Origin of the sequence: Pseudomonas sp. 10S5 (assembly GCF_035019745.1) — a bacterium.
Taxonomy (GTDB): domain Bacteria; phylum Pseudomonadota; class Gammaproteobacteria; order Pseudomonadales; family Pseudomonadaceae; genus Aquipseudomonas.
Genome location: NZ_JASJVL010000006.1, coordinates 170,938 through 184,258 on the forward strand (window position 1 = coordinate 170,938; position 13,321 = coordinate 184,258).

The 13,321-nt window shown below is 56.5% G+C and carries 9 protein-coding genes and 1 pseudogene; 4 read left to right on the plus strand and 6 right to left on the minus strand.

Features of this window, described 5'->3' with window-relative positions; translation table 11 throughout:
• Positions 1-5 precede the first annotated feature (5 nt).
• A complete protein-coding gene (ptsP, locus tag QN378_RS08405) occupies positions 6-2,534 on the plus strand; it encodes a phosphoenolpyruvate--protein phosphotransferase (protein ID WP_323548985.1) in 2,529 nt (842 codons plus the stop codon).
• 20 nt (positions 2,535-2,554) lie between these two features.
• The gene (nagE, locus tag QN378_RS08410; RefSeq protein WP_322201524.1) at positions 2,555-4,243 is read left to right on the plus strand and encodes an N-acetylglucosamine-specific PTS transporter subunit IIBC; all 1,689 of its coding nucleotides are present in this window, start codon (positions 2,555-2,557) and stop codon (positions 4,241-4,243) included.
• Between the two features lie 59 nt (positions 4,244-4,302).
• Here nagE and QN378_RS08415 read toward each other — a convergent pair whose 3' ends face one another.
• On the minus strand, positions 4,303-4,614 hold the full coding sequence (locus QN378_RS08415) for a YqfO family protein (RefSeq protein ID WP_322201522.1): 312 nt from the start codon (positions 4,612-4,614) through the stop codon (positions 4,303-4,305).
• A 13-nt stretch (positions 4,615-4,627) separates the two neighbouring features.
• Positions 4,628-8,524 carry a phosphoribosylformylglycinamidine synthase gene (gene purL, locus QN378_RS08420; protein ID WP_322201520.1) on the minus strand — a complete coding sequence of 1,299 codons (3,897 nt, stop codon included), beginning with the start codon at positions 8,522-8,524 and terminating at the stop codon, positions 4,628-4,630.
• A gap of 190 nt (positions 8,525-8,714) precedes the next feature.
• Between purL and mltF the strand changes: the two genes are divergently transcribed.
• Complete coding sequence (gene mltF, locus QN378_RS08425) at positions 8,715-10,175, plus strand: membrane-bound lytic murein transglycosylase MltF (RefSeq protein ID WP_323548986.1); 1,461 nt, start codon at positions 8,715-8,717, stop codon at positions 10,173-10,175.
• A 55-nt stretch (positions 10,176-10,230) separates the two neighbouring features.
• Here mltF and tadA read toward each other — a convergent pair whose 3' ends face one another.
• Both tadA and QN378_RS08435 read right to left on the minus strand, forming a co-directional pair.
• Positions 10,231-10,713 (minus strand): tRNA adenosine(34) deaminase TadA, encoded by a 483-nt coding sequence (tadA, locus tag QN378_RS08430; RefSeq protein WP_323548987.1) that lies wholly within the window; start codon positions 10,711-10,713, stop codon positions 10,231-10,233.
• A pseudogene (locus QN378_RS08435) lies at positions 10,713-10,924 on the minus strand (multicopper oxidase domain-containing protein); the annotation flags it as partial. The gene tadA and the pseudogene QN378_RS08435, both read right to left, overlap by 1 nt.
• A 92-nt stretch (positions 10,925-11,016) precedes the next feature.
• Here QN378_RS08435 and QN378_RS08440 point away from each other — a divergent pair.
• A complete protein-coding gene (locus QN378_RS08440; RefSeq protein ID WP_323548988.1) occupies positions 11,017-11,355 on the plus strand; it encodes a zinc ribbon domain-containing protein YjdM in 339 nt (112 codons plus the stop codon).
• Positions 11,356-11,439: 84 nt separating this feature from the next.
• On the opposite strand, the gene QN378_RS08445 is transcribed toward QN378_RS08440, so the two are convergent.
• Together QN378_RS08445 and QN378_RS08450 are read right to left on the minus strand one after the other, a co-directional pair.
• Positions 11,440-12,654, minus strand: coding sequence for a type II toxin-antitoxin system HipA family toxin (locus QN378_RS08445; RefSeq protein ID WP_323548989.1), 1,215 nt, complete (start codon positions 12,652-12,654; stop codon positions 11,440-11,442).
• Positions 12,654-12,998: a transcriptional regulator gene (locus QN378_RS08450; RefSeq protein ID WP_322201510.1), complete on the minus strand. Its 345-nt coding sequence runs from the start codon at positions 12,996-12,998 to the stop codon at positions 12,654-12,656. The genes QN378_RS08445 and QN378_RS08450 overlap by 1 nt, the downstream gene beginning before the upstream one ends.
• Between the last annotated feature and the right edge of the window lie 323 nt (positions 12,999-13,321).

The window sequence follows — 13,321 nt, forward strand, 5'->3', positions numbered from 1 at the left end:
GCGCCATGCATAATAATAAGGATTTGATTCTCAGCGCGCCCCTCAGCGGCCCGGTAATAGCACTGTCGCAAGTCCCTGATCCGGTGTTTGCTAGCGGTGCCCTAGGTGATGGGATTGCGATTGACCCCACCAACGATTGCCTCTGCGCGCCTTGCCCCGGGGTCATTGTGCATATCGCACGCACCCTGCACGCGGTAACGTTGCGCGCGGACAACGGCGCCGAATTTTTACTGCATATCGGCCTGGACACGGTTGCTCTCGCAGGTGACGGTTTTACTGCACTGGTCGAGGAAGGCTCCCGCGTCAGCGAAGGTCAGGCGCTGCTGCGCTTCGATCTGGACCGCATCGCACAACATTCCACCAGCCTGATCAGCACCTTGGTCTTGGTCAACGGTGACCGCTTCAAGTCAATACCGATCGCGGGCGTGTCATCGGTGACCCTAGGCCAGCCGCTGCTTAACGTCAGCGCATTGTTGTCGAAACTACCTTTCGACTCAGGTCGCAGCTCTAATATTTCGCAAGTACGTGGACGCGTCCGTGTTGCCCACAGCGGTGGCCTGCACGCGCGCCCGGCAGCGTTGCTGCGTCAAACCGCTCAAGGCTTTATCAGCCAGTCCGAACTGCATTTTTCAGGGCGTAGCAGCTCATCCGAGAGTTTGGTTGGGATCATGGGTTTAGGGGTCGCCGAGCAAGACGAAGTCGAGGTCGTCTGCAGGGGTGAGGACTGTGAGGCTGCACTGCAGGCGTTGCTTAACGCATTGTCCATCCCTTCACCCCACGATAAGCCCCTACACCTCCCTGCGCCGCTCGTGACTGATCACCCAGCGTCTAAAGTCGGTGTATTGCAAGGCGTCTGTGCCTCGCCGGGCCTGGTGAGCGGTCCGCTGTTTCGGTTGAACTCGGTTCACCTCCCAAGCGATCCCGGGCAGCATGTCGCTCGCGAGCAGCGTCATGCCCTGCAACTTGCATTGCAGCAGGTAGCCGCTGAGATTCAAGGGACAATGCACGCTGCCGAACAACGCGGTGACCAGCAAGAGACGGCGATCTTCGCCACTCATTTGGCACTGCTGGAAGACCCAGTGCTATTGGATGGCGCCACACTCGCCATTGATCAAGGTAGCGCCGCGGCCCACGCCTGGAGCCAGGTTCTGCTTGCGCAATGCGACGTGTTGCAGGCATTAGGCAAACCGTTGCTCGCCGAGCGCGCCAACGATCTTCGAGATTTACGTCAGCGGGTGTTGCGGGCCTTGCTCGGTGACGCCCTACGCCTTGATATTCCAAGCGGTGCAATTGTCGTCGCCGAGGAGCTGACGCCTTCCGACTTGCTGATGCTCAGCCAGCATCAGGTTGCCGGTCTATGCATGGCCGAGGGTGGCGCCACCTCGCATGTGGCGATTCTGGCGCGGGGCAAAGGCCTGCCGTGCGTGGTGGCATTGGGTCCGGTATTGCTGAACCAGCCACCAGGCAATACCGTTGTCCTTAATGCCGACGACGGAACGTTGGAACTGATACCCAGCACCCAGCGCCTACAACAGGTCATCGAGCGCCAGCAGCAATGGGGTCGGCAACGACGCAACCAGCAACAGTTTGCTCATGTTCCTGCCGTTACCGTGGATGGCGTGACCATTGAAGTGGCCGCCAATGTTGCCTCCCGCGCAGAGGCGGCGGAGGCCCATGCGGCGGGTGCGGACGGTGTAGGGTTGTTGCGTACCGAGTTTTTGTTCGTTGATCGCACCACCGCGCCAGATGAGCACGAACAATGGACGGCCTATCAAGGCGTGCTGGACGCCATGGGCGATAAATCGGTAATTATCCGTACGATTGACATCGGGGGTGACAAGCAACTGGCGTATCTGCCGTTGCCCGCCGAAGCCAACCCGGTATTGGGCTTGCGCGGCATTCGCCTCGGTCAGCTGCGTCCAGAACTTCTCGACCAACAATTGCGCGCCTTGCTCAGGGTGAGCCCGCAGCAGCGGTGCCGAATCCTGTTGCCCATGGTCAGCGAAGTGGATGAGTTGTTGAACATTCGCCAGCGCTTGGAGGCGCTGAGCGCCGAGCTCGGGATTGCCCACCGTGCACAACTTGGAGTCATGATCGAGGTGCCCTCCGCGGCGCTAATGGCTGAGCAATTGGCCGAACATGCGGATTTTTTGTCTATCGGCACTAACGACCTTTCTCAATACACCTTGGCCATGGACCGTGACCATGCGGGACTTGCGGCGCGGGTGGATGCCCTTCATCCCGCGCTGTTGCGACTGATCGAAATGACCTGTGTCGGTGCTGCACGCCACCACCGCTGGGTAGGTGTATGCGGGGCGTTGGCGTCAGACCCGCTAGCGACTGCGGCGCTGATTGGCCTTGGCGTGCGTGAACTGTCGGTCAGCCGACCATTGATTGGGGAAATCAAGGCGCAGGTGCGCATGTTAGACCTGGCTGACTGCCAGCCCTGGAGCCGATCGCTGCTCAGCTTGAACAGTGCTCAAGCGGTACGTCTGGCATGTCAACAATATTTGAAGCACCACGCCTTCGTATAACAATAATAAGGAAAACCGCCATGTACCAGCACCTGATCGAAGGTTTACAACGCCTTGGCCGCGCCCTGATGTTACCCATCGCCATCTTGCCCATCGCCGGCCTGTTGCTGCGCCTCGGTGATACTGACTTGCTAAACATCGCCATCGTCCATGCCGCTGGCAACGCAATTTTCGCCAATCTCGCGCTGATTTTCGCCATCGGCATTGCCGTGGGTTTCGCCCGCGACAACAACGGTACGGCTGGATTGGCCGGCGCCATTGGTTATCTGGTGATGGTTTCAGCACTCAAAGTGCTGGACCCCAAAATTGACATGGGCATTTTGGCGGGGATCATCAGCGGGCTAGTCGGGGGAACGCTCTATAACCGGTTCAAGGACATTAAGCTTCCGGAGTATTTGGCATTCTTCGGCGGACGGCGCTTCGTGCCCATCGTCACTGGCTTAACCGCCGTGGTGCTCGGATTAATATTTGGGCTGATATGGCCGCCGTTACAAGGTGGCATCAACAGCCTCGGCAAGATGATGCTGGAGAGCGGTAGCGTTGGCGCCTTTGCCTTTGGTGTCATGAACCGAATTTTAATTATTACCGGCCTGCACCACATTTTGAACAACCTGGTGTGGTTCGTCTTCGGAACCTTTACTGACCCGGAAACCGGGCGAGTGGTCACGGGTGACTTGGCTCGCTATTTCGCAGGCGATCCGGAAGGTGGTCAGTTCATGACCGGTATGTTCCCGATAATGATGTTCGGCTTACCCGCCGCGTGTCTGGCGATGTACCGAAATGCTTTGCCGAGCCAGCGTAAATTAATCGGCGGAGTATTGCTGTCGATGGCCTTGACCTCCTTTTTGACCGGTGTCACCGAGCCGGTGGAATTCGCCTTCATGTTCCTCGCGCCCCTGCTGTACCTGATTCACGCACTGTTGACGGGGTTGTCGATGACCCTGACTGACCTGCTCAATATCCACTTGGGATTCACCTTTTCCGGTGGCGCCATTGACTTGGCTCTAGGCTGGGGCAAGTCCACCAATGGGTGGATGATTTTTCCGCTGGGACTGCTCTATGCAGCGGTGTACTACGCAGTGTTCGATTACTGCATTCGCCGCTTCAATTTAAAAACCCCGGGGCGCGAACAACTGGTCAACAGAGACGCTCTAGTACCTCAAAGCGAACGCGCCGGTGCATACATTCATGCGTTCGGGGGGGCGGCTAACCTACTCAGCATCGACGCTTGTACTACACGTCTGCGCTTGAACCTGGTAGACCGCAGCAAGGCCATCGACAGTGAACTTAAGGCTTTAGGCGCAATGGCCATTGTGCGTCCAGGCAATGCAGGAAGTCTGCAGGTGGTCGTCGGACCCATGGCTGACAGCCTGGCAGACGAACTGCGAATAGCCCTGCCTAATACCAGCGTATCGCCGCTGCCGGTGACCCCCCCGACCATAGAGCCACAGGTGCAGCCGGTAGCGAATGAAGAAGCGCAACAATGGCTAGCCGCATTGGGTGGTAACCATGTAAGGCAAGTCGATTGTATAGCGCTGACGCGTCTGCGCGTACAGATAGATGCGGACTATCAACTGGCTGAAAGCCAACTGAAGGCACTGGGATGTTTGGGATTGAGTCAATTGGAAGATGGCGTATGGCATGTACTGGTCGGCGATCGAGCTCAAGGATTGAGCAAGGCTATACGACCGATGCTTGTGGGGGGTTGACCCTTAACGCTGAGAGTCTCTCGCGGCCCAGATGGCATCAGAAGATAATCTGCGGTGTCTCAGAAGTCAGCCAACCGCCACACTTCATACGCCGGGATTTCGTAGGGGTGACTCTGTTTAAGAGCCACAACTACGTGAGCGATCAACTCATCTGCGACAACCAGCTCGACTTTCCATTCCTGCAACTGCTCAATTTCGCCCCTGATCCCCCTGAACGGCTGACTGCCGTCCAGCGGGCAGAACTGCCCTTGCCCGAGTACTTGCCATGAGCAATGATCATAGGCGCCAATCCGACCCGCACCGGCAGCGAATACAGCGTTTTTGACCTCGTCTACATGGCTCTGTGGAACAAAAAAGCAGAGCTTATACATGGCTGACGCTACCTCAGTTCACCCAGACCCGTGCGTTACGGAATATGCGCATCCAGGCACCGTCTTCATTCCACTCTTCCGGACGCCACGAGTTCTGCACAGCGCGAAATACCCGTTCCGGGTGCGGCATCAGGATCGTGACACGACCGTCGCGCGAAGTCATACCACCGATACCGCGTGGCGAACCGTTCGGGTTAGCCGGGTATTTCTCAGTCACCTTGCCGTGGTTGTCAACGAACCGAATCGCTACGGAGCCAGATACCTCGGCTTCAAGTAGCGCATCTGCGCTGGCGAACTCGGCATGGCCTTCACCGTGGGCAATGGCTATTGGCATACGCGAGCCGGCCATTCCCTGTAGGAAGATTGACGGCGAATCCTGCACTTGGACCATCGCAACCCGCGCTTCGAACTGCTCGGAACGGTTACGTACAAAGTGCGGCCAGAACTCGCTGCCCGGAATTAATTCCCGCAGGTTGGACAACATCTGGCAACCGTTACACACGCCGAGAGTGAAGCTGTCCTGACGCTCAAAGAAGCCTTGGAACGCATCCCGGGCACGAGTATTGAACAAAGCTGATTTGGCCCAGCCCTCGCCAGCGCCCAGTACGTCGCCGTACGAAAAACCACCGCACGTTACCAGACCTTTGAACTCACCCAGATCGACGCGACCAGCGAGGATATCGCTCATGTGCACGTCGATGGCGTTAAAGCCAGCGCGGTCGAACGCGGCGGCCATCTCCACCTGACCATTGACGCCCTGCTCACGCAGAACGGCGACTTGTGGACGAATATTCTTCTTGATGTACGGCGCGCTTATGTCGTCATTTACATCAAACCCGACCTTGACGCTGAGGCCTGGATTGTCTTCTTCCAGCAGTACTTCGAACTCCTGTTCGGCACATTCAACGTTGTCACGCAAACGTTGAATCTGATAACTGGTTTCAGCCCACTGACGTTGCAGCAGGCGACGCTGACCGCCAAACACCGGATCACCGTTGAAGCTGATAGCCACTTCGTCGTTGTTTACTGGCTGGCCGATGACCGAAACGCATTCGCCAAGACCGGCAGCGCTGAATTGTGCAAGAACATCCGGAGTATCGTCCTGACGAACTTGAATCATCGCGCCCAGTTCTTCGTTGAACAGGATCGAGGCCAAATCAGCCGGACCGTCTGCCAAGCCATCAAGAAATAAGTTCAATCCACAATGACCGGCGAAAGCCATTTCAAGAGCAGTAACCAGCAAGCCGCCATCGGAACGGTCGTGGTAAGCCAGTACGTGACCGTCAGCATTGAGGCCTTGGATCACAGCAAAAAAGGCTTTGAGGTCTTCGGCGTCGTCCACGTCCGGCGCCACACGCCCGAGTTTGCCGTGGGTCTGTGCCAGAATCGATGCGCCCATACGATTTTGACCACGGCCCAGGTCGATCAGGATAAGGTCGGTTTCGCCCTTGTCCATGCGCAACTCAGGAGTCATGGTTTTACGAATATCCGTCACTGGGGCAAAGCCGGTCACGATCAACGACAGCGGCGAAGTTACGCTCTTGTCGGTGTCTTTATCGCGCCACTGGGTTTTCATGGACATGGAGTCCTTGCCCACTGGAATGGTGATACCCAGTTCCGGGCACAATTCCATGCCGACCGCTTTCACGGTGTCGTACAAACGAGCGTCTTCGCCGGGGTGACCGGCCGCGGACATCCAGTTGGCCGACAGTTTGATATCTGAGATTTTAGCGATGCGCGACGCCACGATGTTGGTCAGGGTCTCGCCAATGGCCATCCGGCCAGACGCCGGAGCATCCAGCAGCGCCAACGGCGTGCGTTCTCCCATGGCCATGGCTTCGCCGGTTTCAACGTCGAAACTGGTGGCGGTCACCGCGCAGTCAGCTACCGGCACTTGCCACGGGCCAACCATTTGATCGCGGGCGACCAGTCCGGTGATAGAACGGTCGCCAATAGTGATCAGGAAACTTTTGCTGGCAACTGCCGGGTGATGCAGAACCCTGGTCACACAGTCTTCGATATCCAGCATGCTTGGGTCGAAATCATCGCCCAACGCCTCTTCGCGAACAGCTGAACGGTGCATGCGTGGCGCTTTGCCCAGCAATACTTCCAGCGGCATGTCCACCGGGCTGTTGCCGAAGTGACTGTCGGTGACAGTCAGCTGTGGCTCGGCCGTGGCTTCACCAACGACAGCAAACGGGCAACGCTCACGTTCGCAAATGGCTTTGAAACGCTCGAAATCTGCGGCACCCACCGCCATCACGTAGCGTTCCTGGGATTCGTTGCTCCAGATTTCCAGCGGGGCCATACCCGGCTCGTCATTGGGGATATTGCGCAGTTCGAAACGACCGCCGCGTTCGCCATCGTTGACCAGTTCCGGGAAGGCGTTGGACAAACCGCCTGCGCCGACGTCATGGATGAAGCTGATCGGGTTGTCTTCACCCAGCTGCCAGCAGCGGTCAATCACTTCCTGGCAGCGGCGCTCCATCTCAGGGTTTTCACGCTGAACCGAAGCAAAGTCCAGATCTGCCGAACTGGTACCGGTAGCCATCGAAGAGGCTGCACCACCACCAAGGCCGATCAACATGGCTGGACCACCGAGCACGATCAGCTTAGAACCGACCACGATTTCGGCTTTCTGGACGTGTTCGTCACGAATGTTGCCCATACCACCGGCTAACATGATCGGCTTGTGATAACCACGGACTTCATCGCCGTGGGGCGTGTTAATCGATTGTTCGAAAGTACGGAAGTAACCGGTCAGTGCCGGGCGCCCGAACTCATTGTTGAATGCTGCGCCGCCCAACGGACCTTCCAACATGATGTCCAGCGCGGTGACGATACGCTCGGGTTTACCGTAGGGCACTTCCCAAGGCTGCACGAAACCGGGAATTTGCAGGTTGGACACGGTAAAGCCGGTAAGGCCGGCCTTTGGCTTAGCGCCACGACCAGTCGCACCCTCGTCGCGAATCTCACCACCCGAGCCGGTAGCAGCGCCGGGGAACGGGGCGATAGCGGTTGGGTGGTTATGGGTCTCGACCTTCATCAATATATGCACCGGCTCCTGGACCGCACCGTATTGGCGGGTCTCAGGATCCGGAAAAAAACGCCCAGCAACCGGGCCAGCAATGACGGCGGCATTGTCTTTATACGCAGACAACACACCTTCACCATGCATCTGGAAGGTGTTCTTGATCATGCCAAATAGGCTTTTTTCCTGATTCTCGCCGTCGATGTCCCAGCTGGCATTGAAGATTTTGTGGCGGCAATGCTCAGAGTTGGCCTGAGCGAACATCATCAGTTCGATGTCGTGGGGATTACGGCCCAACGCAGCAAAACTCGTCACCAAATAATCGATTTCGTCGTCAGCCAGGGCCAAGCCCAACTGGACGTTGGCAACTTCCAGCGCGGCGCGCCCGCCACCCAGCACATCGACGGCAATCAGTGGCTTGGGTTCGGCGTGGCCGAACAAACCGGCAGCGTGTTCTAGCGAACCCAACACCAACTGAGTCATGCGATCGTGCAGACAGCTTGAGATCAATTGGGCATCGGCTTCGCTAAACTGGCCTTCGACATAGAAGGCGATTCCGCGCTCAAGGCGCTGGACTTTCGCGAGACCGCAATTGCGGGCGATGTCGCTAGCCTTGCTCGACCATGGCGAAATAGTGCCGAACCGCGGGAGCACCAAAAACAGCCGACCGCTAGGCTCTTGAACCGCCACGCTAGGGCCGTATTTCAGAAGGCGGGCAAGCACCTGCTGTTCTTCGTCGCCAAGAACGTCGGCGACCTCAGCGAAGTGGGCGAATTCGGCGTACAAGCCACTTACAGCTGAAACTTTGAGTTCCAATTGCGCAAGTAATTTGCTGTGGCGGAAGGCAGAAAGGGCAGGAGCACCGCGCAGGATCAACATCTTCGGGACAGCCTCGGGAAGGGGTGTGCTTTGAGGCCGTGCATTCTAGCCTAAACCGTCCCTTTCGGCACCCAAAACGGTGGCGTGCGACGTCACCTAATGTCGGCATCCCGATTACCACCCGGGCCTATCAGACATGGCCTTGTCTGTCGAGATATGGTGCCGGGGGTCCTTTGCGTATACTGCACCGATGTTTTCCCATCCCGCTTTCCGCCCGCTGTGTGCCAAATGGCTCATCGCAACCGGACTCTTCCTGATGCTCGGCGCCTGTGTTGATAAACCCAACACACTGGAGCGAGTCAAGGAGGATGGCGTTTTGCGCGTCGTAACTCGTAACAGCCCGGCTACTTATTTTCAGGATCGCAACGGCGAAACCGGTTTTGAATACGAACTTGTTAAGCGTTTCGCCGAAGATCTCGGCGTCACACTGAAGATAGAGACAGCGGACAACATCGACGATTTGTATGATCAATTACACAAACCCGGTGGTCCGGTACTGGCCGCTGCCGGTTTGGTTGCGACCGATTCACGCAAATTGCAGGTGCGCTTCTCACACCCCTACTTGCAAGTCACCACTCAGATCATCTATCGCAACGGTCAACCGCGCCCATCGACGGCGGCCGATTTGATCGGAAAAAAAATTATGGTGCTTAAAGGCAGCAGCCACGCCGAGCAATTGGCCGCTCTGAAACTGAAAATGCCTGCACTGGAATACGAAGAATCTGACGCAGTTGAGGTTGTCGACCTACTGCGGATGGTTGATGAGGGTCAGATAGACCTGACCCTGGTTGATTCGAATGAAGTGGCAATGAATCAGGTGTACTTCCCAAACGTGCGCGTGGGGTTTGATTTGGGCGAGGGTCGCGATCAGCGTTGGGCGGTTGCGCCAGGTGACGACAACAGCCTACTCAACGAGATCAACAAATTTCTCGATAAGGTCGAGAAAAACGGCACGCTTCAACGCTTGAAAGACCGCTATTACGGGCACGTGGATGTCTTGGGTTACGTCGGCGCCTACACCTTCGCGCAACATCTTCAAGAGCGCTTGCCGCGCTACGAAAAACATTTCAAAACCTCTGCCAAGCAAGAACAGGTGGACTGGCGACTACTCGCGGCTATCGGTTATCAAGAGTCTCTTTGGCAGCCCGAGGTGACGTCAAAAACCGGTGTGCGTGGCTTGATGATGCTCACCCAAAACACGGCGCAAGCCATGGGCGTGGTCAATCGGCTGGACGCCAGGCAAAGCATTGAAGGCGGGGCAAAGTATTTTGCCGCCATGAAAGATCAGTTGGATGACAAGATTGAGGAGCCGGATCGAACCTGGCTTGCATTGGCCGCTTACAACGTTGGCAGCGGGCATTTGGACGACGCGCGAAAGATGGCGGAAGCCGAAGGAATGGACCCCAATAAATGGCTCGACGTGAAAAAAATGCTGCCGCGTCTGGCGCAAAAGAAGTGGTTCAGCAAAACCCGCTACGGCTACGCCCGCGGTGGCGAACCGGTAACTTTTGTCGCGAACATCCGCCGCTATTACGACATCCTCACTTGGGTGACTCAGCCACAGCTCGAGGGCAGTCAAGTGGCCGACGGCAACCTGCACGTGCCGGGAGTCGACAAAACCAAACCGACCGAAGAAAATCCTTCGCTGTAACCCATAAAATTCTGTACGCCCGCTGAACAGCTGGTTTCAGAGTTTTCTGTGAGGTTCAGCCCTTCGCCCGCCGCGCCTTGAAGAACTCACTCAACATCGCGCCGCATTCTTGGGCCAATACGCCGCCTTCGAACAGCACCCTATGGTTGAGAAACCCCTGGGTAAAAAACTGACCCTGGCTCTGCACAATACCGGCCTTGGGTTCAGGTGCGCCGTATACGACCCGGGCGATTCGTGAATGCACGATCAGCCCAGCGCACATGCTGCACGGCTCAAGGGTCACGTAGAGCGTGGCGCCCGAGAGCCGATAATTACCCAAGGCCTGTGCCGCCGCCCGGATTGCGACCATTTCCGCATGTGCGCTAGGATCATGACCGCTGATGGGGCAGTTAAAACCGCGACCAATAATCTCGCCGTTTTGCACCACTACCGCGCCCACGGGCACCTCGCCCAGCGCCCCGCCTTGGGCGGCCAAGGCCAGCGCTTCGCGCATAAAAAACTGGTCCTGACTGCGATCAATAATCTGTGGCTGCCTCATCAGGACACCTCAATTGCGGCCATAAGCCCGGTTTCCATGTGATCGATCACATGACGTGAAACATCCAGATGCCGGGATTATCGGCCACCTGTGCCACACGAGCACGCTCGTTTTTACCTAACAAGTAGGTATCGGTGAAATACGGAATGATGGCTTTACGGTTCGAGACGATGACCTTGAAGCTCATCCCATGCAAGTGGATCGGATATTGCTTATTGCTGAGCGTTTATCACGAGTCGGCACCCTACCCCCTTAAAAACCCTTATAATCCTGCGTCTATTATCTTCAGATGCGAGAAACGCCGTGAGCTTACCGCCGTGCCCCAAATGCAATTCCGAATACACCTACGAAGACGGCACCCAATTCGTCTGTCCGGAATGCGCCAACGAGTGGACCGCTGACGGCGCAACCGATGCCTCTGACGACGTCAAAGTCATCAAGGATTCGGTAGGCAATACCCTGCAAGACGGCGACACCGTTACCGTTATCAAAGACCTCAAGGTCAAAGGCTCGTCACTGGTGGTTAAAGTCGGAACCAAGGTCAAGAACATCCGCTTGGTGGACGGCGACCACGATATCGACTGCAAGATCGACGGCATCGGCGCGATGAAACTGAAATCGGAGTTTGTAAAGAAGGGTTGAGGCTTACTCGTGCGGTCTGATCATCGGCCACCACACCGCACGCGCCCAACCTTGGAAACCACTTTCAAACTCATAAGCTCTTGCTTACCTGAGCATTCGCTCTGAGCTGGTGGCTTCGCGTGCCATTTGCAGGTCTCCACCTTTAAGCCATTGGCTGTAGTAGTCCTTCAACTCTTCTTCCCAGCTTGCTACCTCATCAAGGAGATGCTCGGCGTGCTCACGCTCAAGCGCAAAGTGTGTGTGATGGCTGAGTAAGTTGGAGCGACTCACTTGGGGGCCGTCACTTCCAACCGCCATGGCTAACGCCTTAGCTGGACCTTCCTCCAGAATCGGCAGAACGTCATACATGGGTGAAAGGCGCCACTGGCCGTGGATTAAAATTACTGCATGGTTACGCGGGTGATCGTCGCTATTTCCAACCAGTGCGTTGTAGCACATGCGCCTGAACAGCTCATGCAAGTCCTCATCAGGAACACCACGTCGGCGCATCTCATCGGCCATGCCCGCGTACAACCAGTCACGATGGTACGGCTCATTCCAATCAGCATTCAGCAAGGTCAATGCGCTGAGCATCGGGATACGTTTCGCACCTTCAGCAATCGGAGTTCGGTCAAAGCGCTCCACTAGCAGGGTGGTTGGGGACTCGGCGTGAAGGGCCGTCTTCGCGACGCTCAATCCCTTCGATGCCGCGAAAGTCATGCACGCATACTCAATCGATGGATAGTCGTAGTTATCGAACCGATCTCTTGGCTTGGCCAGGATCAACATTCCGTTGTCTTGCAGGGTTCGTTTCGGGCGCGCACCGCCGAGTGCCGACCGCTGCTGGCGAATGTTGAGCGTGATTATCGCCTCATCTTCGAGCTGCCCGTCGTAAACGGCTTCACAGGCCTCAACAAATTTTGCCAATCCGCGCAAAGTTGGAACTGCTCCCCCACCTAAGCCCGGTGCCGGTGCCGCCGCGGTTCCAGCCATCAAGTTCCCAATCCGGTCGCTGTTCGGCGACTTGAGCAAAAAATCGATTGGACCAAGATCTCTTCCATATGCGCGATGGAGCAATCGCTCGCCCCAACCGTCGGGCATCGCGTCATTGATGAAGCCGGGAACGCCACGGTTCTTCGTAATTCCGGTGTAAAGCTCGGCGCGCAATGGATAGTTGATGGGGTCAGGCACCCAACCCCCGCGCTTAACTAATTCGGGCGCATAGAGAAACTCACCCGTGCTCCCTGTCAAGGCCAGCCTTCCGAGGGTCAGAAGCTCGCCGGTTTCGGGATGATCCATGTAGATGTAAGCACGCGACATCAGAAATCCTCGGGCTTGGATTTAGGCAGTCGCACACGCTTTGTTGCTATGGCGTGGTGGGATTCGCCTTCGTAGGTAAAGCGGGTGATTTCGGACGTTTTTTCGATTCCTTCCAGGGAAGCGAAAACCGTTTCTGTGATTCCCAACTTCCACAGCACCAACATGAACGACCGAAGATCCACGAGTTCAGATCCACCCTCAATCTTGCGGAGCGTGTGCTCCGAGACGCCAAGTGTGACTTTTAGGTCCGATTGGCGCACGCCTAACGCAAGGCGCTTGGCTTTAACTAGAAGCCCGATTTTACTTAGCCTATCAGCGCAAGCGACGGGGAAAAAGCCGTCCATTAAGACTCACCACCATTAGCATTAAATAATTTAAGGTTCACGATAGCACTTATTAAGCGCGCACCAAATAAAATTAAAGCGCTTCAGCGTGAGCCTTAAGGACAATAAGGTTAACAAGGATGAATATTATATTAAGGCTCGTGAGCCAGGTATCGCTTGGGAGCGCCGCGAGCGTCAAAAATTGACGAGTTGAAAATGCAGCGTGAGATGAGGCCGAGCGACCTCATCAATTGGCGGCGGCGGCATCGCCCAACCGAACACGGTGTCGATACACTGGCTGAGGATGCTGCGCTGCACACCGTGGACAGCGCCATTAATGACGT